We start from the raw sequence: 24,026 nt of genomic DNA, 5'->3' as shown, positions 1-24,026 counted from the left end.
ATTATGAGGATAGTTGTGTTGGCTTCCGGAAGGGGTTCTAACCTGCAGGCCATAATAGATTCTGTAAAAAAAGGCGCACTGGAGGTAGAGATAGGGGCAGTGGTTAGTGACAAAGGCAGTGCCCAGGCGCTGGAACGGGCGGTGAAAAATAACATTCCCACCAGAATACTTCCTGCTGAGAATTATACAACCAGGGCAGAGTATGACCGGGCTTTGGCGCAGTTAATAACCGGGTTAAATGCTGATTTGGTGGTGTTGGCCGGCTTTATGCGTTTACTGGGAAATGACTTTATTAGCAAATTCCCTAACCGTATTATTAATATTCACCCTTCTTTGCTGCCGGCTTTTCCCGGTCTTGATGCCCAAAAACAGGCAGTGGAATACGGGGCTAAGGTGTCAGGATGTACGGTACACTTTGTGGATGAAGGGATGGATACCGGACCGATAATTGCCCAAAAGTGCGTACCGGTAATTGAAGGTGATACGACAGAGACCCTCAGTGCAAGAATATTGCAGGAAGAACATAGGCTTTACGCGGCGGTGTTAGCGCTTTTGGGTAAAGGATTGATTGAGACGGACGGACGAAAAGTTACGATAAAAAGAAGTTAAGGAAGGTGAACCAGATGAAACGAGCGTTGGTGAGTGTGTCGGATAAGACAGGTGTGAAGGAGTTTGCCAAAGGTTTGGTGGCGTTAGGTTATGAGGTGGTGTCCACGGGTGGGACAGCAAAAGTACTGCGTGAAGCAGGCATCCCGGTAACGAATGTCAGTGATATTACCGGATTTCCGGAAATTCTACAGGGCAGGGTTAAGACGCTGCATCCCTATGTTCACGGCGGAATTCTTGCTAAGCGTAATCCCGAACATTTGGCCCAGCTTGGTGAACACGGTATTGTACCCATTGATGTGGTGGCAGTTAATCTTTATCCTTTTAAGGAGACAATTAAGAAGCCTAACGTTACTTTGGCAGAGGCCATCGAAAACATAGATATCGGCGGCCCCACCATGGTTAGAGCGGCGGCAAAAAATTATGATAGTGTACTAATAGTGGTAAATCCCGGCCGATATGAAGAAGTGCTGCAGCAGTTGGAGACCGATAACGTGGAAAGGGAGTTTCGTCTGGAATTGGCTGTGGAGGCTTTTGCTCATACGGCAGATTATGATCAGACTATCAGCGGTTATCTAACTAACAAAGAGGACAACAGCGGCTTTCCCATTAATTACGTACTTGCCGGACAGAAGATGCAGCAGCTGCGTTATGGGGAAAACCCTCATCAAAAAGCAGCCTTTTACCGCATGGAAGAAGCCGGCGGGGATTGTGTGGCTTCTGCCCGTCAACTCCAGGGGAAAGAACTTTCGTATAACAATATTATTGATGTAGACGCGGCATTGGAATTGGTCAGGGAATTTAAGGATACAGCGGCGGTGGTGATTAAGCATACCAATCCTTGCGGAACTGCTCAAGCAGCACAGCAGGTTGATGCGTACTTAAGCGCTTATGAGGCAGACCCTGTCTCAGCTTTTGGGGGAATAGTCGGCTTAAATCGGCAAGTTGATGAAAAAACCGCTCGGGCAATGGTAGAGACTTTTCTGGAAGCGGTAATTGCGCCTGCTTATAGTGATGAAGCATTGAAAATTTTAGCGGAAAAACCAAACCTGCGGGTATTGGCCGTAGGAGAAATAAGTTCGCGGACGGCCGGTGAGCAGGTGAAGACGGTTAACGGTGGTTTTTTGGTGCAGGATATTGATTTGGCGATGGTAGAATCGCAGCAATTAAATGTTGTTACTAAGGTTAAGCCTACTGATAAAGAATTAGCAGAGCTTTTGTTTGCCTGGAAAGTGGTGAAGCATGTTAAATCTAATGCCATAGTGGTGACTAAGGATAAAACTACCTTGGGAGTGGGTGCCGGGCAGATGAACAGGGTAGGCGCGGCCAATATTGCTTTACGTCAGGCAGGAGAAAAGGCTCGGGGGGCAGTGCTGGCTTCAGATGCATTTTTTCCGTTTAAGGATACTGTAGCCATGGCTGTCAAAGCCGGTGTTACCGCCATTATCCAACCCGGTGGCTCAATGCGGGATGAAGAGTCTATTGAGGAAGCGGATAAACATGGTATAGCCATGGTATTTACCGGCGCACGGCACTTCAAACACTAGGAGGTAGTCAGTAATGAAGATTTTGGTGATCGGCGGGGGCGGCAGAGAACATGCCTTGGTCTGGAAACTTGCCCAAAGTCCCAAGGTAGATAAAATTTACTGCGCACCGGGGAATGCCGGAATTTCCCAGTACGCAGAATGCTTGGATATAAAGGCCGAGGACATTACTGGCCTGCTCACCTTTGCCCATGAGCATAAGATTGACTTGACCGTGGTGGGTCCGGAAGCACCTCTGGTGGAGGGTATTGTGGATGTCTTTCAAAACCACGATTTAAGGATATTTGGTCCGCGAAAAGCCGCCGCCCAGTTAGAGGGAAGCAAGGCTTTTGCCAAGGAAGTGATGGTAAGATGTCAAGTGCCCACAGCTAAGTATGCTGAGTTTGAAGAAGCGCAGGCGGCAAAAGACTATATTCAAGAGCATGGCGTGCCCTGCGTCATTAAAGCTGACGGCTTGGCCGCAGGCAAGGGCGTTATTATTGCTATCAGTTTGGCCGAGGCGTTGGCTGCTGTGGATACAATTATGACAGAAAAAGCATTTGGAACAGCGGGGAATAAGTTGATTGTGGAAGAATTTCTTGAGGGAGAAGAAGTAAGTGTTCTTGCTTTTACTGACGGTAAGACGGTAGTTCCCATGGTATCTTCCCAGGACCACAAGCGTATATTCGACGATGACCAGGGGCCTAACACCGGTGGAATGGGTGCCTATTCACCGGCGCCGGTGTATACCGCAAAGGTGCAGGAACAGGTAGAGAAGCAGGTTTTAGATGCAGTAATAAATGGTTTGGCCGATGCAGGTATTGCTTATCAGGGTGTTATTTATGCAGGAATGATGATTACAAGGGACGGTCCTAAAGTGTTGGAGTTCAATTGCCGTTTTGGCGACCCCGAGACCCAGCCGGTTTTAATGAGATTGGAGAGCGATTTGGTGGAAATTATGGAAGCGGTGGTTGACAGGCGACTCCATGAGCAGGAGATTGTTTGGTCGAATAATGCCAGTGTCTGTATTGTAATTGCTTCCGGCGGATATCCTGGAAACTATGAAAAGGGTGAGGTAATCATGGGAATTGATCAAGTTACCGAAGCGGAAGTTTTTCATGCCGGTACTCGGTTTGATGGCGGGGAAATTACCACTAATGGGGGCAGGGTGTTAGGTGTCACCGCTTTGGGGAAAAGTATCGGTGAAGCTATTCGAACGGCTTACGCAGCGGTTGAAAAAATTGATTTTACCGGAATGCAGTATCGAAAGGATATTGGGCAAAAGGCCTTGGCAAAAAAGAGAGATTAGCGCGAAGCACGGGGACGGTTCCATCGTCTTCCCTTCATTCTTTCGCTTCGCTACGGGGACGCTCGAACCGTCCCCATGCTTCACTTGGTTAAATTAATAATTGAAAACGAATTGGGGGCAGCTTAGATGCTGCCCCCAATCTTTGTATATATTGGTTGTTTACAGGTAAAGCTAAGCTAGACTTTAAGGAATATTATGGAGTGGTGCTGCTTGCGTCGTTTCATCAGACCAATGGATATGAATCAGTGGAAGGAAAAACGCCAGGAAAAGGCTGTCAAGCCGGTGGAAATTGCCGTGGATTTAGGGCAGTTTTTTCTTGAGCAGGACATTAAGAAAAATCAACAAAATTTCGAGACTATCTTTCGCAAATGCAGTGACATTGTAAACAGGCCGTTCACTGTTGGCGGTAAGGATGGCTTAGATGCGATGCTGGTTTATACCGATGGACTAATTGATAAAGATACAATCAATAATTTTCTTATGCGCTCGGTAATGCTGATGATGGGTGATAAGGCAGATGAATTGACCAAAAAGAATGCCTTTCAACTGCTGAAAGACTCTGTCATTAGTATCGGTGAGGTATCTGTGGTAAAAACAATCGAAGAGGCAGTGGACAAAGTGCTAGTGGGAGAATGTATTTTTATGGTGGACGGGCATACGGAAGGGCTCTCTCTTTCTGTGCGCGGCTGGCAGAGCCGGGGCATAACCGAACCCACTACTGAAACAGTGGTACGGGGGCCGCGGGAGGGTTTAACTGAGACATTACGGTTTAATACGGCGATGCTAAGGCGCAAGATTAAAAGTCCGGACCTCAAGATTGAAGTAAAGGTTAAAGGGAAATTCACCAAAACTGATGTAGCGGTATGCTATATTTCCGGTCTTGCCAATCAAGGGGTAATCCATGAGGTGTTTCAGCGGCTGGAGCGGATTGACATTGACGGTATTTTAGAAAGTTCTTATATTGAAGAATTGATTGAAGATGAACCGTGGTCTCCTTTCCCGCAGATGGAGTACACGGAACGCCCTGATGTGGTAGCTGCCAATTTGTTGGAAGGGCGGGTGGCCATCATGGTAGATGGAACTCCTTTTGTCTTGATGGTTCCCACCGTGTTCTCTCAATTTATTCAATCACCGGAAGATTATTATCAGCGCTTTTTTCTCTCTTCTTTTTTTCGTATTGGTCGCTTTTTGGCACTGAATATTGCGCTGCTGCTGCCATCTGTTTATGTGGCGTCCACTACATTTCACCAGGAAATGATACCCACACCGCTGTTAATAAGTATCGCCAGTCAACGGGAGGGTGTGCCCTTTCCGGCTTTGGTGGAGGCGTTGATAATGGAACTGACCTTTGAGCTGCTACGGGAAGCCGGGGTACGACTGCCTAGAGCAGTGGGCCAAGCGGTAAGTATCGTCGGCGCCCTGGTTATTGGTGATGCCGCGGTAACTGCCGGCATTGTTTCACCGGCGATGGTGATAGTGGTAGCAGTAACTGCTTTAGCTTCATTTTCGCTGCCCGCGTTTAACATGGCAATCACTTTGAGAATGCTGCGTTTTCCCATTATTATTTTAGCCGGTACATTGGGATTTTACGGTATTATGGTGGCACTACTGGCGATATTAATTCACCTAACCGGTCTGCGTTCTTTTGGGGTTCCATATTTGGCACCGGTGGCACCGTTCAGATTCAGCGAATGGCGGGATGTCCTGGTTAGGGCGCCTTGGTGGGCCATGGACTACCGCCCTCGATCCATTGAGGCCAGGGATTTGAAGCGTCAGGCCGAAGGACTGATGCCTGAACCCAGCCAGAATAAGGATGAGGAGGAACAGGCAGATGATTGAAAAGGGCCGGATTGGTAATTGGCAGTTGTTCTTAATAGTGCTTTTTATTATCCTCCCCACTGCGATTTTATCCGTTCCCGGCGTGACCACGGTATTGGCAAAGCAGGACGGTTGGATTGCCGTATTATTGGCAACGGCGGCGGGGACAACCATGGCGGTAGTAATTGGGATGTATTACAAATATTTTCCACAACAAAGCTTGGTTGGCGTCGGGGAAATTGCCTTGGGCCGATGGCTGGGTAAATTGGTAGGCATTGGCTACATTTGGTTTATTCTTCATGCCAACTCCATCATTATCAGGGAATTCGGGGAATTTCTAACCACTGCGGTGATGCCGCGGACACCTTTATCAGTATTTAACATTTCTGTAGTTATCTTGGCGGCCTGGGCAGTCTACCAGGGTCTGGAACCGATAGGAAGAATGGCGGAATTTATTTTTCCCCTAGTCATGCCTGCCACATTAGTGGTGGTGGTGTTGGTGTTCCGCGATGCCGAGCCCATGAGGCTGCTGCCGGTGGCCCACCAAAATGTGAAGGGGATATTAGCCGGCTCAATGGTGCCCGCCAGTTGGATGGGCGAGGTTGTGCTGGTTGCCCTCATCACTCCGTATGTTTACCAACAGCGGAGAAGTATTCTGTGGGTGGTGGCTGGTGTAATAGTGGTGGGGCTTTTTTTGGCTGTGATTACCATGAACGCCACCATGGTATTTGGTTTTCAAAATACCCGTCACCTGCTTTTTCCCACCTATAGTCTTGCCCGCATTATCTCTATCGGCAATATTATTGAGCGGGTGGAGTCACTGGTGATGGCCATTTGGGTGGCGGGAGTATTTTTAAAGATTGCTATTTGGTTTTACATGCTGGTGTTGGTAACCGGAGAGACTTTTGCACTCAGGTCCTATAAACCGCTGATAATTCCTTATGGATTTGTTCAGATAGCATTGTCTTTTTGGTTGTTTAATAACTTTATGGAGTTTATTTCCTTTATCGGTACTACCTGGCCGGTATATTCCATTGGTATTTTTGAATTGGGTATTCCTGTTATCGTACTGCTAATAGCATTAGTGAGACGGAAGGTGAGGGGAGATAATGCTCAAGCGTAAGTTAAAAATCGGCATACTGGTACTGCTGACGGCAGCGCTCTTGTTTAATGGCGGCTGTTGGTCACGTCAGGAAATTGAGGAACTGGCTATAGTTACCGCTGCGGCATTGGATACTACGCCCAATAACGATATTCAATTGAGCGTATTGATTATAAAACCGTCGGCTTTGGCCGGCGGCCAATCCGGTGGCGGCGGTGGTGAAGAAAATCCAACCATTCTGGTCACAGCAACAGGGAAGACAATTTCCGAGGCAACCCGTAATATTACCAAAACCTTATCCCGGAGAATTTTTTGGTCCCACAACCGCTTGATACTTATCGGTGAAGATCTGGCCAAATCCGGTGTAGTTATGCTTGATTTTTTGTCTCGGGAGCGTCAAACTCGGTTAACCAGCTGGGTGATGGTTACCGGCGGCCGGGCCCAGGACCTGCTCAGTGTAGAATCGGAGCTAGAAAAAACAATTAGCGAGCAGCTAGCCGCGATGAACCGCAATAGAATATCCCTGGAAGTAAAGTTGTTTACTTTTCTGGATATGCTGGCCGCTAAAGGTGTAACACCTGTGGTACTGCCCAGAATCGAGTCTTTTACCGATCCGATGGCACAAAAGGGTAAGCAAAAAAAGCTGCGTCTCAATGGTGCGGCGCTGTTCAATGAACAAAGCAAGCTGGTAGGCTGGATGGAGGAAAGTGCAACCCGGGGCTTGATGTGGCTGCGGGGTGAGGATGTTAGCAGCGGCGTGATAACCTTTGAGTGTCCCGGGCATCCGGGTAGTTTTATTTCCATGAGAGTGAGGGATAACAGCCGGGAAGTAAAAGTGCTGGTGGGGGAGGAGCGGTTACAAATTGAAGTTAAACTCATTGGCGATGTGGATTTGGAAGAGGCAGACTGTCCCACACAATTAGCGAATTCAAATTTTATAAAAGACGTTGAAAAACAGGTGGCAGATAAAGTTACCCTGCGTGCCCGTCGGGCTTTGAAGGAAGCAAAAGATTTACAAGTGGACCCCTTTAACTTTGGTATGGTGGTAAAGAATCAACTGCCGGATTATTGGGATGATGTGAAGGATAAATGGAGTACGCAAGTTTTTCCTGAAGTGCCGCTAAAAATAGTCACTGAAATTAATCTGCGGCGCACGGGTCTGACTACCAACAGTTTAAAGAAGCATTAGGGAGGGATATTGATGATATTGGCAATCATGGCCATTTTTGTGGTAGTGGGGGTGATAGCTCTACTGGTGGGCATGCCGCTTTTCCGCTTTCAAATGTATCGCGAGCTAACAGTGGTTGGCCTGATTACCATGCTGGGAATGGCTGTGTCTTTGATTCAAATTTTTGATTTGCCGGTGCCCAACCCTACTCATGTGATTGGCTTGATATTCGAACCGGTAGTGAAAATTATGCAAACTATGTTAAAGTAAGAAGCCCGTGATAAAGTTTACGGGCTTCTTATAATTTTCAGCTATCCGTCATTAGAACATCGGTACTACGGCGCCTCGATATTTATCTTCAATGAACTGCTTAATTTCCGGTGAAGTGAGCACTTCATCTAATGCTTTGATTTCTTCCCGGTTTTCTTCACCGGTACGAATCGCTACCACGTTACCATAGGTCTGGGCTGCGAGAGAATCTTTGGTTTCAGCGGTAATGGCATCAGTGGCGGGGTTAAGGCCGGCATCAATGGCGTAGTTACCGTTAATCACTGCAGCACCTACATCGCCTAAGGAACGGGGGATTTGTGCCGCTTCCAGTTCGACTATCTCCACATCTATTTTCTTACTCTCGATATCTTGTTTGGTCGCTTCCATCCCGACGCCTTCTTTCAGGGTAATGAGGCCGTTATCCTGCAGCAATAGTAATGCCCTAGCTTCATTAGTGGGGTCATTGGGTACTGCCACCTTATCACCGTCTTTCAAGTTGTCAAGGCTATCAATGCTTTGCGAATATATTCCCATGGGTTCAAAATGCACTGCTACGGTATGTGTCAGGTCTAAATTATTCTTCTCCTTGAAATCATCCAGGTATGGTACATGCTGGAAGTAGTTTGCATCCAGGTCTCCGTTGGCCAAAGCCTTGTTGGGCGTGACATAATCGGTGAATTCAATGATTTCCAGCTCGATACCCTTATCTACCAGCAGTTTTTTAGCTTCCTGAAGTATTTCCGCATGGGGTACAGGGGTGGCGCCTACTAGTAATTTTGTCACTTCTTCTTTGGCAGCGCCCTGCTGGTCCTCTCCTGGAGTTTTTTCGTTGTCCTGTCCGCCACAACCGACGGCAAGACCTGTAGTCAAGCCTAAAACTAACAATAAGATAAGTACTTTTTTAATTTGCATTTTAAAAATTCCTCCTTATTTTTTGTTGAGCCGGGCTGAGACAACATCTCCCGTCATTTGTATTAATTGAACGATGATGATTAACAGTACGACTATGATAAACATCAGTGGCTTTTCGTACCGATAGTATCCGTAGCGAACGGCCAAGTCGCCCAGACCACCTCCCCCCACAACACCGGCCATAGCTGAGAAACTGACCAAGGTGATGGTAGTAATAGCCGCGCCTAGAATTATGGAGGGAAGCGCTTCACGTATCAGTACCTTGCGTACTATCTGCCCGGGACTAGCGCCCATAGCCAGCGCCGCTTCAATAATTCCCCATTCAATTTCCTTAAAGGCTGTTTCTACCATCCGCGCTACAAACGGGATGGCCCCCACTGTCAGCGGTACTGCAGCTGCTGTAGGGCCAATGGTGGTTCCCGCTACTTTATCGGTAAAAGGCATAATAAACACCAATAAAATGATAAAAGGTATCGAACGGGTGGCATTCACTATCGCCCCAAGCACCATGTTGATTAGGTGATTTTCCCAGACATGCCCCTCTTCGGTGGTAACCAGAATTATGCCCAAAGGAATACCAAGAAAGTGGGACAAAAATACCGACAGGCCCACCATGTAAGTGGTGTCCAGGAGTCCCTCAGAAAGCAGCTTGATTGTTTGTTGTAGTTCTTCTCCGCTAAACATGATGCAGCACCTCGGTTTGTAAGTTTTGCTGCTGGAGAAAGCTAAGGGCCTGTTCCAAAGCTTCGCTTTCCCCCGTTAATTCAAGGGTCAGAGTTCCGTAAATGGTTTCTTTAATGTGGTCAATATTACCATAAAGGACGTTTGCTCTAACGTGAAAGTCTTTAACGAGCTGGGAAATTACCGGCTCTCCCGCCGCCTGACCGATAAAGGAGATACGTATTATTTTTGCTGGGTCGCCGGAAGATTGTAGTTCTATTTGGCGGTCTTTGATAACTTGAGGTACCTCTGTTTTGACGACACTGTTGATGAAACGCCTAGTAACAGCCGAAACGGGATTGGTAAAAATATCAATGACCGGGCCTTCCTCTATCACCTTGCCATCATCGATCACCGCCACCCGGTCGCAGATTTGCTTAATTACATGCATCTCGTGGGTGATGACAACGATAGTAAGGTTTAATTTCTGATTAATGTCCTGCAACAGCCGAAGAATGGCAGCGGTGGTATCCGGATCCAAGGCAGAGGTGGCTTCATCACACAGCAGCACCGTGGGGTCATTTGCTAGAGCCCGGGCTATTCCTACCCGCTGTTTTTGACCGCCGCTCAGTTGGGCGGGATAGCTGTCTACCTTATCTTCAAGAGCGACTAAACGCAGCAGTTCCAGAACTTTAGGTCTAATCTTGTCATTGGGTACACCGGCTATTTCCAGCGGGAAAGCGATGTTACCATACACCGTCCTGGACCAGAGCAAGTTAAAGTGTTGAAAAATCATACCGATTTTTCGACGGGCCATACGCAGTTCTTTAGCGTCTAGTTTAGTGAAATCCTGCTCGTCTACAATGACCTCTCCGGTGGTAGGTTGTTCCAGCATATTGATGCAGCGAACCAAGGTACTCTTACCGGCGCCGCTGAGACCGATAATGCCGTATACTTCACCGGCATCTATAGTGAGGTCGACACCTTTTAATGCCTCAATTTTGGCTTTCCCGGTGTCAAAGACTTTATGGATGTTCTTAAGTGTAATCATAATAGCAGGTTCCTTTCTGCAATAAAAAATTCTCTCCACGCACAGACAGAGAGAATAAGGCCTAGACTCTCATCTGTAAGATGCGTACATCTACAGGAATTGGCACCGCTACCTAAAAAATAAGGCCGGTTGCCGGGTTTCATCGGGCCAGTCCCTCCACCTGCTCTGGATAAGAGTAATATTCGATTGATTTGCAATAATACTAACATAACGCTAAATGTTTGGTCAAGGATTTTTTAAACCCGCCTGCAGCCGGAGGGATTATCAGGCCGCAAAAAAAGGATTGTTTAGATATATGGCGAAATTGCTTATGAGTGGAGGTGGGATAATATGGCATATGATAGCAAGCTGAAAGACCCATTTGTAGACGAGCTTTTTCGAGCTATTCTTACATTAAAAACTGAAGAAGACTGCTACCGCTTTTTTGAGGATATCTGCACTATCGCCGAATTAAAAGCTATTGCCCAGCGGTTAGCAGTGGCAAAGATGCTGCAGGGTAACCGAACTTATACCGATATCGCAGAGCAAACCGGTGCCAGCACGGCTACCATCAGCAGAGTGAAGCGAAGCCTTAACTACGGAGCGGACGGTTACAAAATAGTCTTAGACCGTATGGATGGTCGGGAACGGGAAAAATAAAGTTTAAGAAGCCCCGCCCAGAGAAACTGGTGGCGAGGGTTTTTCCATTTTTAAAAACTTATTGACCAACAATACACTTTATGTTAATATTACGGTAACGCATTAACGTATTAAAGTAAAAGAGGTGAAACCAGTGTCTGTTTTTAGAATACCGCCTGGGGTGAAGGATTTGCTGCCTCGGCAATCACGCTGGAAAAGGGAGACAGAAGAGAAGCTAGCGCACATTTTTTCTTATTGGGGTTATGATGAGGTGGTTACGCCCACCTTTGAATATTATCAGGCGCTAACCACCCAGGGTGAAGGTCTTGATGAAGATCTGTTATATAAATTCATTGACCGCGAGGGCAAAATCCTTGTTTTGCGCCCGGATATGACAACGCCGATTGCCCGGCTGGTATCGGGCAGAATGACCGATTACCTGCAGCCTCTAAGATTGTTTTATACAGCAAATGTCTTTCGCTACGAGAAAACCCATGCCGGCAGGCAGCGGGAATTTTTCCAAGCAGGGGTGGAACTAATCGGCGCAACAGGTGCAAAGGCTGATGTTGAGGTATTGAGCTTGGCAATTTCTGCGCTGGAGGCGATGCAGCTGGATAATTTTCGCATAGGCATCGGTCAGGTGGAAGTAACGAAAGCATTATTGGGTCAGCTAAATCCTGAAGCTGCAGCTAGTGTGCGACAGGCCATGGCCAGGAAAGATATGGTGGAGTTGGAGTCTCTGCTAAAGGGTCATAACATTCCAGGTCGCCAACGAGATGTGCTGCTTGAGGTGACCATGTCTCAAGGCGGCCTAAAAGATATGGAAAGATTATTGGAGCTGATTGAAGAGGAAACGGCGCACAATGCCTTAACGGAACTGGTAGAAGTATTTCGCCTGTTGGAGTATCAAGGTTTTGCCGATAAGATATTTTTTGACTTAGGTATTTTCCGTGATTTTGATTACTACACTGGGATAGTTTTTGAAGGTTATGTACCCCAGTTAGGTTTTCCGGTATGCGGCGGTGGTCGTTACGACAATCTGTTGGGTAACTTTGGTCATCCAGCTGCCGCTACCGGTTTTGCGTTGGGTTTAGAAAGAATAATGCTAGCATTAAACAATAATGACACCAAAGAGGTCGCTGGCTACTTGCTGGTGGCGCCATACCCCCAAGTGTTGACCCGGGCTCGGGAACTGCGGGCGGAAGGGAAAAGAGTGGTAACTGCATTTGAGGAACTGTCCAGGAAGGAAGCTGAAACAATGGCCAAAGAAAAGGGCTTAACTTTGATATACGGGGGTGGGGAATAGTGAAGGAAAATTGGCTGACAGTCGCCCTGCCTAAGGGTAAGCTGGGTGAAGAAGCATTGGCATTGACAAACGATACCGGGCTACCTACCAATGATATCAAGTTGGATTCCCGCAAATTGCTTTGGGAATTCCCGGACCAGCGCATTCGCTTCATTATCTCTAGACCGACGGATATCCCCGTATATGTGGATTACGGTGCTGCCGATATGGGTATTGTGGGAAAGGATACTTTGGTAGAGGCGGGTGCCAATGTATTTGAACTTGTGGATTTGCGCTTTGGCGGCTGCAAATTTGTAGTTGCCGTACCGGAGGAAAAATTAGATGCCCAAGGTAATTTTGACCTGAGCTCACTAAATCACGGCAGAGTGGCAAGTAAATTTCCCAATGTGGCTCAACAATATTTTCACCGCCAGGGCCTACAGGTAGAGGTCATTAAGCTCCATGGGAATATTGAATTGGCGCCCAGAGTTGGCTTGGCAGATGCCATTGTTGATATTGTTTCTACCGGGCGCACTTTAAAGGAAAACCAGTTGGCAGCGGTAGGAGATATCTTTTACGCCACAGCACGGCTGATTGCCAATAGGGTCAGCTATCGGATGCAGTATCAACGGGTAAAAGATATTATGGAAGAACTACGCCGAGTGCTTGAAAAGAGAGGTGTAGTAAATGATTAAAATTGTTACCAATTCCAGTGACTTTAATAAGTATATTCAATCTTCACAAACAGGTTTAGTTGAAGTGGAAAGAGCTGTTCGTTCCATTATAAATAAAGTTCGTGAAGAAGGAGAAGATGGACTGCTGGAATTAAGGCAGAGATTTGATGGAGTACCATCTGCTCGGCCATTGAGGGTACAGGCGGAGGAAATCAATCAGGCATATCAAATGGTCGATGACTCCTTTCGGCGAGCTTTACAGCAGGCTAAGGAAAACATCTATCGTTTTCATCGTAAGCAGGAGAGGAAAACCTGGTTTTCAACCGAAGAATCAGGCCCGTCCCTAGGTCAATTAATCCGCCCTATTGACCGGGTAGGAATATATGTGCCCGGAGGTACAGCGACTTATCCTTCCTCGGTGCTGATGAATGCAATTCCCGCCCGGGTAGCGGGTGTCAAAGAAATTGCCATGGTTACTCCACCGGATAGGGATGGTAATGTTCCGGCTCCAACTTTGGTGGCTGCTGCTGAAGTAGGGATCACAGAAATTTACCGTGTTGGTGGTGCTCATGCTATAGCGGCTTTGGCATACGGGACCAGAAGCATAAAACCGGTGGACAAAATTACCGGCCCCGGAAATGCTTATGTTACTTTAGCCAAAAAGCAGGTTTATGGTCAGGTGGGTATCGACATGCTGGCAGGGCCCAGTGAAATATTGGTGGTGGCTGACGGTAATGCTAATGCTCGCTTTGCTGCTGCAGATTTACTTTCTCAGGCAGAGCACGATGTATTAGCGAGACCTTTAATGGTTACTGATAGTGCTATTTTAGCGGCGGCGGTTCGAGAAGAAATAGAGCGGCAGCTGAAGAGACTTTCACGACAGGATATTGCCCGTCAGTCCATTGATAACCATGGTGTGATTTTTGTTGAAAATGATTGGGAAAATATTTGGCAGCTGGTAAATGCTATTGCGCCGGAACACCTAGAACTTCTTGTAGTTAATCCAATGAAGATGCTTGGCAGAGTTCGCCATGCCGGGGCGGTGTTTTTAGGGCCATATTCACCGGAACCGGTGGGCGATTATGTGGCCGGTCCTAATCATGTATTGCCTACGGGAGGCACAGCAAGATTTTATTCCCCTTTAAATGTTGATACTTTTATCAAAAAGAGCAGTGTTATTTCTTTTTCAAAGAAAGACCTTGTCAAAGAGGCGGAGAATATTATTAGCCTGGCTCGGGTGGAAGGTTTAGATGCACATGCCCGAGCGGTACAGGCGCGTTTGGAGGAAGATTAGATGCGTACCGCTGTAATCAAGCGTAAAACCGCAGAGACCGATATAACCCTGACATTAATATTGGATGGAATGGGAAATTTCCGGGGAACCAGCGGTATTGGTTTTTTCGACCATATGCTGACCGCATGGTGCAGACACAGTAAGTTCGATGTGGATTTAAACGTACACGGCGATTTAGAAGTGGATGGGCACCATACAGTGGAGGATGTGGGTCTTTGTTTGGGCCAAGCATTTTTCGAGGCATTAGGAGACAAGAGAGGTATTTATCGTTTCGGCAGTGCGTTTGTGCCTATGGATGAATCTTTAGCCCGGGCAGTAGCGGATATCAGTGGACGGGCCTATTTTCTTTATGATGCCTTACTTACCGGCAGCAGATTGGGCGAATTTGATCTAGAGCTTGTATCGGAATTCTTTCGTGCATTTACCCAGGAAGCGCGGTTAACCTTACATCTAAAGCTTTGTTATGGCGGCAACAATCATCATAAGGTTGAAGCGATGTTTAAGGCCTGTGCTCGTGCTCTTGCTGAAGCAGTGGCTGCGGACCCAAGAGAAGGTGGGATACCTTCATCCAAAGGGGTGCTTTAGCGTGAAGACATTGGCTATAATTGATTATGGCATGGGTAACTTGCGCAGTGTGCAAAAAGCGTTGGAAAGCGTTGGACTAGCGGGGGAAGTCACCAGCAATGAAAAGATAATTTCCACGGCACCGGCAGTAATATTACCGGGTGTTGGTGCCTTTGAGGATGCGATGGCTAACCTTACCAGGACCGGGCTTATACCTATTATCAGAGAAGTGGTAGCTAAGGGCACCCCGTTCTTGGGGATTTGCCTGGGCATGCAGCTTCTTTTTAGCACAAGCGAGGAAAATGGTTTGCATCAGGGTTTGAACTTGCTGCCCGGTACTGTCAAACGACTGCCCCCAGGGTTAAAGGTGCCGCATATGGGCTGGAATCAATTGGTTATTCGTAAGGAAGAACCGATGCTAAAAGGTGTTAACGACGGTGATTATTTTTACTTTGTACATTCCTATTATGTTCAACCGGAAGACGATGATGTGATTATAGCTGCCAGTGATTATGGTTTTGAATTCCCCGCGCTGGTTGGGCGGGACAATCTCATGGGCATCCAGTTTCATCCGGAAAAGAGCAGCAACCTGGGTTTACAAATATTAAAGAATTTTGGGGAGATGGTGAATCAATGTTAGTGATACCGGCGATTGATTTACGGGAAGGCCGCTGTGTTCGATTATTTCAAGGGAAACTGGACCAGGAAACTACATATTCCCACGATCCTGCTGAAGTGGCATTGACCTGGCAGGAACAAGGGGCTAAATACCTTCACCTGGTAGATTTGGATGGCGCTTTTGCCGGCGAACCAAAAAACATGGAAACTGTTCAAAGAATTATTGAAGCGATAAACATCCCCGTACAATTGGGCGGCGGTATTCGAACGCTGTCAACCGTGGAACGGCTGCTAAAGCTGGGAGTTGACCGGGTGATCTTTGGTACTGCGGCCATTAATAACCCTGACATGGTTGCGGATGCGTGTCGTCAATTCGGCAGCGAAAGAATCGTAGTGGGTATTGATAGTAAAGATGGGCTGGTTGCGGTGGAAGGATGGGCCACTACTGTGGAGAAGGAAGCATTAACTTTGGCTCATGAAATCCAAAAGAAAGGCATCACCAGGGTGGTTTATACCAATACCAGCTTGGATGGGACTTTGTCCGGTGTTGACGTAAAGGCCACCGCTGACCTAGCGCAGAAAACAGGCTTAAAAGTGATTGCTTCAGGGGGAGTTGCCTCAGCCGCTGATATCAAAAATCTAAAAAACACCGGCGTGGATATTGAAGGTGTTATTCTGGGTAAAGCTCTTTACAGCGGGGCGATAACTTTGCCGGAAGCGCTGGCGGAAGCGGAGGGATAAGGGTGCTTTGCAAACGTATTATACCTTGTCTGGATGTAGACGGGGGTAGAGTGGTAAAGGGGACTAATTTTATAAACCTGAGAGATGCCGGTGACCCGGTGGAACTTGCCAGTTTATACGATAAGGCCGGCGCTGATGAACTTATTTTCTTAGATATAACCGCGTCTCATGAAAAAAGAGATATCATGCTTGATGTGGCCCGGCGTACCGCCGAAGAGGTATTTATTCCTTTTACAGTGGGCGGTGGTTTGCGTTCGCTGGAGGATATTCGCAGGATGCTGGCGGCGGGAGCCGATAAAATATCACTTAACACCGCAGCGGTGCAAAACCCTGAATTGGTATTTCAAAGTGCCCGGCGTTTCGGCAGTCAATGTACAGTGGTAGCGATAGATGCACGCCAGACGGGCCCGGGGCAGTGGGAAGTATACGTTCATGGCGGTAGGACATCCACGGGGAAGGATGTATTGACCTGGGTGAAGCAGGTGGAGGAATTAGGCGCGGGAGAGATACTGCTTACCAGTATGGATCGGGATGGTACCAAGGACGGCTATGATCTAGCATTGACCCGGGCGGTCAGTGAAGCGGTGGCTATTCCGGTGATTGCTTCCGGTGGTGCCGGTAATTTAGAACATTTAGCAGAGGGAGCATTAAAAGGGAAGGCAGATGCCGTCCTGGCTGCGTCCATCTTTCATTTTAAACAATACTCTATCAATGAGGCCAAGGAATATCTTCGGCGGGAAGGAGTGGCGGTAAGGATATGACAAAGACGGCCATATCTCGAGAAACTGACAATCTTCTTAAATTTGACGATCAGGGTTTAATTCCGGCAGTTGTCCAAGATTTTAATTCCGGACAGGTACTGATGGTAGCATATATGAATCGGGAGGCATTAAAACTTACTATCAATAAAGGCGAGGCTCACTTTTACAGTCGCAGTCGCCGCAGTCTGTGGCATAAGGGGGAAACCTCAGGAAATACCCAGGAAGTGAAAGAAATATTTTATGATTGTGATGGGGATACGCTGCTGTTGCAGGTGGTGCCCCGGGGACCTGCGTGTCATACTGGTAAGATGAGCTGCTTTTACCGCACTATTGATGGTGATGAGCAATCAGCAGGCGGTGGAATACTGGATGAACTGGCGGCAGTAATTAAGCAGCGTAAAAAAGAACGGCCGGAAGGTTCTTATACGACGTATTTATTTGATAAAGGGCTTGACAAAATTTTAAAAAAAGTCGGTGAGGAAACGGCAGAAGTCATTATAGCCGCTAAGAACCCGAACAATGACGAAATTATTTACGAAACATCGGACTTGATCTATCATTTGCTTGTTCTGCTCGAAGAAAAAAAGGTTAAATTGAGCAGCATACAACAAGAATTGGCTTCAAGAAGGTAAAAAAATTATGGGAAAGCCAAAGCGCATATAAATCTCCGTAAATTTAATACTAATAATACGGAGGTGCAAATATGACGGAAAAATCCAACAAAAGTCTGCGGGATACTGCAGAAAGTTTTCCCAGCAAACTCCATGAGGAATCTAGCGGCAGCCGTCAAGATAAAAGCGGCAAAGACCAAGAAGTGAAGATCTTCGGGCCCGATAACCGTCCTCTGGACAAAAAGCATGATATGGAAACCGCGAAAGAATTAAAGCCGAAACATGACCGGCAAAAGACATTGCTCACTGAAAAAGACCAAGATTTTGTCCCGAACTTGAAAAGACTGGCAGATATCGATGTGGATTATCAAGGTAAAAAGAAATAAGCACTTTAATCATTCCCGCAAGGGAATTTTTTTTGACCTTTTTTAAGCCGGCAAATTGTTTTTTTAGATAAATTTCAGATAAAAAAGAGAATAAATAGGTGAGCAAGGTATGGTTGTCGTAACCTTAGGGGAATACCCCAAGTTATGTGGGTAATTTGTATCGATGAGAGAATGTTTCACACGGCATATTTCACAGAATATTATATTTTTTCCCTGGAGGGTTTGGTTTTGGCAGAAAAATTACTGCAGGTTAAGAACTTAAAAACGCATTTCTTTACGAAAGAGGGCGTAGTCAAGGCTGTAGACGGAGTAGACTTCGATGTGGAAAAAGGTCAGACCCTTGGTATTGTTGGGGAATCCGGTTCGGGCAAGACAATTACGGTAATGTCTTTATTAAGGTTAATCCCGCAGCCTCCGGGTAAGATTGTTGACGGGGAAGTGCTGTTTAAAGGGGAGGATTTGCTAAAAAAGACAGAGAAACAGATGCGGAAAATTCGAGGAAATGAAATATCAATGATTTTCCAAGACCCGATGACTTCCTTAAACCCTGTGATGACAGTGGGTCAACAGATTATCGAGGCCGTGACCTATCATCAAAAGGTTACTAAGAAAAAGGCCCGGAAAAAGGCTATTGAGGCGTTAGGCCTAGTGGGGATACCGGAACCAAGCCAACGGGTGGATGACTACCCACACCAATTTAGCGGCGGTATGCGACAGCGCGCTATGATTGCTATGGCCTTGGCCTGCAATCCCGAACTGCTAATCGCTGATGAACCGACAACGGCTCTGGATGTTACCATCCAGGCGCAGATATTGGAACTGATGCAAAAGCTGCAGTCGGATTTAGGTACTTCAATTTTGCTGATTACCCACGACTTAGGTGTAGTAGCGGAAAGCTGTCACCAAGTGCTGGTAATGTACGCCGGTAATCCGGTAGAGAAAGCGGATGTGGAAAGTATCTTTGAAAAGCCTAGGCATCCATATACTTTGGGATTATTACATTCTTTACCGAAGTTGGGTGAAGAACAAAGGGAAAGGTTAAGGCCTATTGAAGGAAACCCACCTAACTTAAGTTCCCTGCCCGATGGCTGTAACTTCGCACCGAGGTGTGATCGGGCGGAGGAGATTTGTCTTAAATCTGAGCCCCGGGTAAAAGAGGTGGAACCGGGTCATTGGGTTAGTTGTCACTGTTTATAAGATTAAAGGTTATTCGAACACTTATTTTAAGAGCTTATAGAACACGCATTTCAAGGAGTGTTATCATGGCAGGAAATATCTTGGAAGTTCATTATTTAAAAAAATACTTTCCCATTCACGCCGGTATTGTGTCTCGGCAGGTAGGAGCAATAAAAGCCGTTGACGGTGTTTCTTTTACTGTCAGGGAAGGGGAAACACTAGGGTTGGTAGGAGAAAGTGGCTGCGGCAAGTCTACCACCGGCCGTACCATTCTTCGGCTGCTTGAGCCGACTGCGGGAAAAATTATTTTTCAAGGTAAAGACATTACTCATTTGAATGCAAAAGAACTTCGACCCATTCGCCGGGAAATACAAATGGTATTCCAAGATCCTTATGCATCGTTAAACCCGCGAATGACCGTTGAAGAGATTATTTCCGAACCGATGCTGGTACATGGACTTGGTAACAAGAAAAGCCGCAGCAAAAAGATTCATGAATTATTAGACGTGGTGGGGTTAGCAGGGTACCATGCTCGTCGATATCCTCACGAGTTCAGCGGCGGGCAGCGTCAAAGGATTGGTATTGCTAGAGCTCTGGCTGTTAATCCCCGTATGATTATTTTTGACGAACCTGTCTCCGCGCTTGATGTATCGATTCAGGCGCAGGTTATTAATCTGATGGAAGATTTGCAAAAGGAATTCGGCTTGACTTTTATCTTTATCGCTCACGATTTAAGTGTTGTGAAACACATCAGTGATCGTGTGGCAGTGATGTATTTAGGTAGAATAGTTGAGCTGGCGGAATGGGAGAAACTCTATAAAATGCCCATGCACCCGTATACGCAAGCATTACTATCAGCAATTCCTGTACCTGATCCTAAGCACAAGAAGGAGCGTATCATTTTAAGCGGCGATGTACCCAGTCCGGGCAACCCGCCTAGGGGGTGCCATTTTCATAACCGGTGCTGTCATGCTAAGGAAAAATGCCGTCAAGAGATACCTGTGCTAAGAGATTGCGAGAATGGACATTTTTCGGCCTGTCATTTGACCAGTGCAGTTAAAAGTGCCTAACTATTGGTTCCCAAGGAGGTGGTGCACCAGTCGGTATAATTAGGGAAGTTTGACCAAAGAAAATATAAGGAGGTTTTTAGAAATGAAAAAAATTAATAGCAAGCTTATTCTTTTACTAGCGCTGCTGCTGGCCATGAGTCTAGCGGTTGCCGGTTGTGGTGGCAATGGTGCCGCTCCTGACCAAGACCAAGCAGGAAACGACCAACCGCAAGCTGCCAAAGAAAAGGTATTGGTATGGGGTCGCGGTGGAGATGCTTCCGGACTTGATCCGTCTAATGTTACTGACGGTGAGTCGGCAAAGGTAACTATCAATATGTATGAAGGTCTGGTTGCTTATAAGCAGGACAGCACTGAAGTTATTCCTGCGTTAGCAAAAGATTGGAAAGTTTCCGAAGACGGTAAGACTTGGAGCTTCTTCCTGCGTGAAGGCGTTAAATTCCACGACGGCACTGATTTCGATGCCGAGGACGTAGTATTTAATTTTGAACGTTGGATGAATGAAGGTCACGAGTATCATATCGGTGGAGAATTTGAATATTGGGGATATATGTTTGGCGGTTATCCCGGGGTTGTTGAATCAGTAAAAGCAACAGACCAATATACTGTTGAGTTTACTCTGAACAAGCCCATGGCTACTTTCTTGGCTAATGTGGCTATGTTCCCGTTTGGTATTGCCAGCCCTGAGGCCGTTAAAGAATTCGGCGAAGATTACTTCAAAAATCCGGTAGGTACCGGTCCGTTTGAATTCGTTGAATGGGTACCCGATAGTAAGATTGTACTGAAGAAATTTGATGGTTATTGGGGAGATTCAGCTAAGGTTGACAAGCTTGTTTTCCGTTCTATCCCGGATAACTCCGCTCGTTTGATGGAATTACAGGCAGGAAGCATTGATATAATGGACGGAATTACACCTGATGATGTAGCAACTATTAAGAGCGATGACCAATTTCAGTTGATACTGAGACCAAGTATGAATGTTGGCTACTTGGCTATGAATGTAGAGAAAGAACCCTTTGATGATGTGAAAGTACGCCGGGCAGTAAATATGGCTATCAACAAGAAGCCCATTATTGATGCCTTCTTTGCCGGGCTGGCTAAACCGGCTAAAAACCCACTGCCGCCTTCTCTGTGGGGCTACAATGATGCAGTTGAAGACTATGAATATAATGCCGAGCAGGCAAAAGCTTTATTAGCTGAAGCAGGATATCCAAACGGTTTCAAGACAACCCTTTGGGCTATGCCTGTGCCGCGCCCTTACTTCCCGCAGCCCCAGAAAATTGCTGAGGCTATGCAGGCAGACCTGATAGAAGTGGGTATTGATGCAGAAATCGTGAGCCACGACTGGACTACCTACCTCAAAAAGACCGAGAGTGGCGAACATGATATGGCTATGCTGGGTTGGACAGGTGATAACGGTGACCCGGATAACTTCCTGTATGTCCTGTTAGACAAAGACAATGCTGTAAAAGGCAGTGCAGGAAATATTGCTTTTTATAAGAACGACGAAGTCCATGATCTGTTAATTAAAGCTCAGCAGGAAATGGATCAGGAAGTACGTGCTGATCTCTATAAGCAGGCACAAGAGATCATTCACGATGACGCTCCATGGGTTCCCATGAGCCACTCAACACCGCCTATCGCGGCCAAAAAAGGTGTTTCCGGTTATGTACCTCATCCTACCGGTGTAGAGAGTCTTGTTACTGTTGATAAGAATTAATAAGGAATAGTTACTAGTTGTAAAGGGCAGTGTTTGAGATACTGCGCTGCCCTTTATTTATCTACGTCAGAAAGTATAACTTTCTGACTGTATAAGTGCAAGTAGCCTTCCGGCTGCGTCAAAGGCATGGCGCAAGCCAAGTTTTTCTAAATGACTAGCCCCTTAAACTTGAGGTGACAGTAAATGATTAAATACATTATCAGAAGACTGGTTATGATTATCCCCGTACTGGTGGGTGTGTCTATCCTGGCCTTTTTATTAATTCATCTTATCCCCGGCAACCCGGCTGTAGCTATGTTGGGCGAACGAGCAACGCCGGAGCAAATCGCACACCTGGAAGAAGCATTAGGGTTAAATGATCCTATTTATGTTCAGTACGGTCGATTCATGGGGCGAATATTACATGGTGACTTCGGGCGTTCTATACATTCCAATAGCTCAGTGCTATGGGAGATGGGAGTACGTTTTCCCGCTACTATAGAATTAACTATGGCGGCCATGTTTGTTGCTGTAGTGGTGGGTATGGGAGCGGGTATCATTTCCGCCGTAAAACCCAATTCTATTTTCGACCATATTTCCATGGGAACGGCGTTGGTAGGCGTTTCCATGCCCATATTTTGGCTAGGATTGATGATGATTTATTTATTTGGAGTGCAATTGAAGATACTGCCGCCGTCAGGGCGGTTGGACGTAGCCATTACCTTGGAACGGGTCACGAATTTTTATGTACTGGACGCTATCATTACTGGTAACTGGGTAGCTTTTAAAGACGCTCTGCTGCACTTGGTAATGCCGGCTGTGGCATTAGGTACTATTCCCATGGCTATGATCGCCAGGATGACCAGATCCAGTATGCTGGAAGTTATGCGGCAGGATTATATCCGTACTGCCCGAGCCAAAGGTTTGGCTGAAAAAATAATCATTCTAAGGCATGCCCTGAAAAATGCATTTTTACCTGTACTGACGGTAATAGGGCTTCAATTCGGCTATCTCCTCGGTGGTGCGGTAATGACTGAATGGATTTTCTCCTGGCCGGGGATTGGGCGTTGGATTTTCTTGGCTATTGGCGCACGGGACTTCCCCATCGTACAGGGAGGAATCTTGCTGATAGCGACAGTATTTGTGATTGTTAACCTACTGGTGGACGTGTTATACACGTTAGTCGACCCCAGGATACGCTTCGATTAGGGAGGGATATGATGAGCACTCAATTAGCAGCAAAGGAAGTAGAACTTGAAGAACGTCAGTCCCGAGGCATTTGGGGAGACGCTTTTGCTCGGCTCCTCCGACAGAAGTCCGCCGTGGTAGGGTTGATTATCGTTTTGGTATTGATTTTAGCAGCACTTTTTGCGCCTGCCATTGCGCCGTATAATCCGGAAAAGGGCGAACTGGTACAGCGGCTGCAAGCACCATCGGGGGCAAACTGGCTGGGTACTGATGCTCAAGGAAGGGATATTCTCAGCAGAGTTATTTTCGGTTCACGCATTTCTATTCAAGTAGGAATGATTACTGTGGGTATTTCTCTGGTAATAGGTACTTTTTTGGGGGCTGTTTCCGGTTATTATGGCGGTGTTTTAGATATGTTGGTAATGCGCTTTATAGACATGATGATGGCTTTCCCATATATTTTGTTGGCAATCGCCATTACCGCAGTGCTTGGGCCTAGTCTGGTCAATGCAATGATTGCTATTGGTATTGTAGGCATACCTATTTATGCCAGGGTGGTCAGAGGTGCTGTTTTGTCAGTGAAGGAACAAGAGTATGTGGAAGCAGCTAGAGCAGCCGGGTGTTCTGATGGGCGGATAATTTGGCGGCACGTACTGCCCAATTGTATTGCGCCTATAATTGTGCAGGCCACACTGGGCGTAGGGACTGCAATCCTAGACGCTGCCGGCCTAAGCTTTTTGGGTTTAGGAGCAAAACCGCCTAAGCCGGAATGGGGCCTGATGCTCAATCAGGGAAAAGATTCGTTGCAGACCGCTCCGTGGACTGTGATGTTTCCGGGATTGGCTATTCTTTTGGTAGTGTTGGGCTTTAACCTGTTAGGTGATGGACTTAGGGATGCTTTAGATCCACGCCTGAAAGAATAATG

25 protein-coding genes and 1 riboswitch are annotated in these 24,026 nt (G+C 46.7%); of the genes, 22 read left to right on the top strand and 3 right to left on the bottom strand.

Annotation, left to right across the window (positions count from 1 at the left end; genetic code table 11):
- Nucleotides 1-3 precede the first annotated feature (3 nt).
- The 7 genes from purN to MFMK1_RS16895 all read left to right on the top strand — a co-directional run bounded on the left by purN (nucleotide 4) and on the right by MFMK1_RS16895 (nucleotide 7,796).
- Entirely contained in the window at nucleotides 4-609 is a 606-nt protein-coding gene (gene purN / locus MFMK1_RS16925) for a phosphoribosylglycinamide formyltransferase (protein WP_366922857.1), read from the top strand.
- A gap of 14 nt (nucleotides 610-623) precedes the next feature.
- The gene (gene purH, locus MFMK1_RS16920) at nucleotides 624-2,153 is read left to right on the top strand and encodes a bifunctional phosphoribosylaminoimidazolecarboxamide formyltransferase/IMP cyclohydrolase (protein WP_366922856.1); all 1,530 of its coding nucleotides are present in this window, start codon (nucleotides 624-626) and stop codon (nucleotides 2,151-2,153) included.
- Between the two features lie 13 nt (nucleotides 2,154-2,166).
- Nucleotides 2,167-3,438: a phosphoribosylamine--glycine ligase gene (purD, locus tag MFMK1_RS16915; protein WP_366922855.1), complete on the top strand. Its 1,272-nt coding sequence runs from the start codon at nucleotides 2,167-2,169 to the stop codon at nucleotides 3,436-3,438.
- Nucleotides 3,439-3,669: 231 nt separating this feature from the next.
- Nucleotides 3,670-5,277 (top strand): spore germination protein, encoded by a 1,608-nt coding sequence (locus tag MFMK1_RS16910; protein ID WP_428846313.1) that lies wholly within the window; start codon nucleotides 3,670-3,672, stop codon nucleotides 5,275-5,277.
- Nucleotides 5,270-6,379, top strand: coding sequence for a GerAB/ArcD/ProY family transporter (locus MFMK1_RS16905; protein WP_366922853.1), 1,110 nt, complete (start codon nucleotides 5,270-5,272; stop codon nucleotides 6,377-6,379). The genes MFMK1_RS16910 and MFMK1_RS16905 overlap by 8 nt, the downstream gene beginning before the upstream one ends.
- A complete protein-coding gene (locus MFMK1_RS16900) occupies nucleotides 6,366-7,547 on the top strand; it encodes a Ger(x)C family spore germination protein (RefSeq protein WP_366922852.1) in 1,182 nt (393 codons plus the stop codon). Before MFMK1_RS16905 ends, MFMK1_RS16900 begins: the two co-directional genes overlap by 14 nt.
- A 12-nt stretch (nucleotides 7,548-7,559) precedes the next feature.
- The gene (locus MFMK1_RS16895) at nucleotides 7,560-7,796 is read left to right on the top strand and encodes a hypothetical protein (protein WP_366922851.1); all 237 of its coding nucleotides are present in this window, start codon (nucleotides 7,560-7,562) and stop codon (nucleotides 7,794-7,796) included.
- A gap of 51 nt (nucleotides 7,797-7,847) precedes the next feature.
- Here the strand turns inward: MFMK1_RS16895 and MFMK1_RS16890 are convergent, their stop codons facing one another.
- From MFMK1_RS16890 to MFMK1_RS16880, 3 genes are read right to left on the bottom strand one after another with little or no spacing between them, the layout of a single operon-like run.
- The gene (locus MFMK1_RS16890; RefSeq protein WP_487250593.1) at nucleotides 7,848-8,702 is read right to left on the bottom strand and encodes a MetQ/NlpA family ABC transporter substrate-binding protein; all 855 of its coding nucleotides are present in this window, start codon (nucleotides 8,700-8,702) and stop codon (nucleotides 7,848-7,850) included.
- Between the two features lie 21 nt (nucleotides 8,703-8,723).
- Nucleotides 8,724-9,392 carry a methionine ABC transporter permease gene (locus tag MFMK1_RS16885; protein WP_366922849.1) on the bottom strand — a complete coding sequence of 223 codons (669 nt, stop codon included), beginning with the start codon at nucleotides 9,390-9,392 and terminating at the stop codon, nucleotides 8,724-8,726.
- The gene (locus MFMK1_RS16880) at nucleotides 9,385-10,419 is read right to left on the bottom strand and encodes a methionine ABC transporter ATP-binding protein (RefSeq protein WP_366922848.1); all 1,035 of its coding nucleotides are present in this window, start codon (nucleotides 10,417-10,419) and stop codon (nucleotides 9,385-9,387) included. Before MFMK1_RS16880 ends, MFMK1_RS16885 begins: the two co-directional genes overlap by 8 nt.
- Before the next feature lie 66 nt (nucleotides 10,420-10,485).
- Nucleotides 10,486-10,595, bottom strand: a riboswitch (SAM riboswitch).
- A 154-nt stretch (nucleotides 10,596-10,749) separates the two neighbouring features.
- Here MFMK1_RS16880 and MFMK1_RS16875 point away from each other — a divergent pair.
- The 15 genes from MFMK1_RS16875 (at nucleotide 10,750) to nikC (ending at nucleotide 24,024) form a co-directional block, all read left to right on the top strand.
- Complete coding sequence (locus MFMK1_RS16875) at nucleotides 10,750-11,058, top strand: YerC/YecD family TrpR-related protein (RefSeq protein WP_366922847.1); 309 nt, start codon at nucleotides 10,750-10,752, stop codon at nucleotides 11,056-11,058.
- A gap of 133 nt (nucleotides 11,059-11,191) precedes the next feature.
- Nucleotides 11,192-12,343, top strand: a complete 1,152-nt coding sequence (gene hisZ, locus MFMK1_RS16870; RefSeq protein WP_366922846.1) for an ATP phosphoribosyltransferase regulatory subunit — start codon at nucleotides 11,192-11,194, stop codon at nucleotides 12,341-12,343.
- Entirely contained in the window at nucleotides 12,343-13,017 is a 675-nt protein-coding gene (gene hisG, locus MFMK1_RS16865; protein WP_366922845.1) for an ATP phosphoribosyltransferase, read from the top strand. Before hisZ ends, hisG begins: the two co-directional genes overlap by 1 nt.
- The gene (gene hisD / locus MFMK1_RS16860; protein WP_366922844.1) at nucleotides 13,010-14,290 is read left to right on the top strand and encodes a histidinol dehydrogenase; all 1,281 of its coding nucleotides are present in this window, start codon (nucleotides 13,010-13,012) and stop codon (nucleotides 14,288-14,290) included. Before hisG ends, hisD begins: the two co-directional genes overlap by 8 nt.
- A complete protein-coding gene (gene hisB / locus MFMK1_RS16855) occupies nucleotides 14,291-14,875 on the top strand; it encodes an imidazoleglycerol-phosphate dehydratase HisB (RefSeq protein ID WP_366922843.1) in 585 nt (194 codons plus the stop codon). It abuts the gene before it with no gap.
- A gap of 31 nt (nucleotides 14,876-14,906) precedes the next feature.
- Nucleotides 14,907-15,494, top strand: a complete 588-nt coding sequence (gene hisH, locus MFMK1_RS16850; RefSeq protein WP_366924969.1) for an imidazole glycerol phosphate synthase subunit HisH — start codon at nucleotides 14,907-14,909, stop codon at nucleotides 15,492-15,494.
- Nucleotides 15,488-16,213 (top strand): 1-(5-phosphoribosyl)-5-[(5-phosphoribosylamino)methylideneamino]imidazole-4-carboxamide isomerase, encoded by a 726-nt coding sequence (hisA, locus tag MFMK1_RS16845; protein ID WP_366922842.1) that lies wholly within the window; start codon nucleotides 15,488-15,490, stop codon nucleotides 16,211-16,213. The genes hisH and hisA overlap by 7 nt, the downstream gene beginning before the upstream one ends.
- Before the next feature lie 2 nt (nucleotides 16,214-16,215).
- Nucleotides 16,216-16,974 carry an imidazole glycerol phosphate synthase subunit HisF gene (gene hisF / locus MFMK1_RS16840; protein ID WP_366922841.1) on the top strand — a complete coding sequence of 253 codons (759 nt, stop codon included), beginning with the start codon at nucleotides 16,216-16,218 and terminating at the stop codon, nucleotides 16,972-16,974.
- Nucleotides 16,971-17,606 (top strand): bifunctional phosphoribosyl-AMP cyclohydrolase/phosphoribosyl-ATP diphosphatase HisIE, encoded by a 636-nt coding sequence (hisIE, locus tag MFMK1_RS16835; RefSeq protein ID WP_366922840.1) that lies wholly within the window; start codon nucleotides 16,971-16,973, stop codon nucleotides 17,604-17,606. The genes hisF and hisIE overlap by 4 nt, the downstream gene beginning before the upstream one ends.
- Nucleotides 17,607-17,677: 71 nt before the next feature.
- Nucleotides 17,678-17,971 (top strand): hypothetical protein, encoded by a 294-nt coding sequence (locus MFMK1_RS16830; RefSeq protein WP_366922839.1) that lies wholly within the window; start codon nucleotides 17,678-17,680, stop codon nucleotides 17,969-17,971.
- Nucleotides 17,972-18,199: 228 nt separating this feature from the next.
- Nucleotides 18,200-19,168: an ABC transporter ATP-binding protein gene (locus tag MFMK1_RS16825; protein WP_366922838.1), complete on the top strand. Its 969-nt coding sequence runs from the start codon at nucleotides 18,200-18,202 to the stop codon at nucleotides 19,166-19,168.
- Between the two features lie 65 nt (nucleotides 19,169-19,233).
- On the top strand, nucleotides 19,234-20,217 hold the full coding sequence (locus MFMK1_RS16820) for an ABC transporter ATP-binding protein (RefSeq protein ID WP_366922837.1): 984 nt from the start codon (nucleotides 19,234-19,236) through the stop codon (nucleotides 20,215-20,217).
- A gap of 82 nt (nucleotides 20,218-20,299) precedes the next feature.
- Complete coding sequence (locus tag MFMK1_RS16815) at nucleotides 20,300-21,934, top strand: ABC transporter substrate-binding protein (RefSeq protein ID WP_366922836.1); 1,635 nt, start codon at nucleotides 20,300-20,302, stop codon at nucleotides 21,932-21,934.
- Between the two features lie 183 nt (nucleotides 21,935-22,117).
- On the top strand, nucleotides 22,118-23,122 hold the full coding sequence (locus tag MFMK1_RS16810; protein ID WP_366922835.1) for an ABC transporter permease: 1,005 nt from the start codon (nucleotides 22,118-22,120) through the stop codon (nucleotides 23,120-23,122).
- An 11-nt stretch (nucleotides 23,123-23,133) separates the two neighbouring features.
- Nucleotides 23,134-24,024 (top strand): nickel transporter permease, encoded by an 891-nt coding sequence (gene nikC, locus MFMK1_RS16805; RefSeq protein ID WP_428846278.1) that lies wholly within the window; start codon nucleotides 23,134-23,136, stop codon nucleotides 24,022-24,024.
- Nucleotides 24,025-24,026: the final 2 nt, after the last annotated feature.

This window comes from Metallumcola ferriviriculae (genome assembly GCF_035573695.1).
Taxonomy (GTDB): Bacteria; Bacillota; JADQBR01; order JADQBR01; family JADQBR01; genus Metallumcola; species Metallumcola ferriviriculae.
The sequence above is the reverse complement of the archived record's forward strand: the minus strand, read 5'-3'. Positions and strand labels throughout refer to the sequence as shown.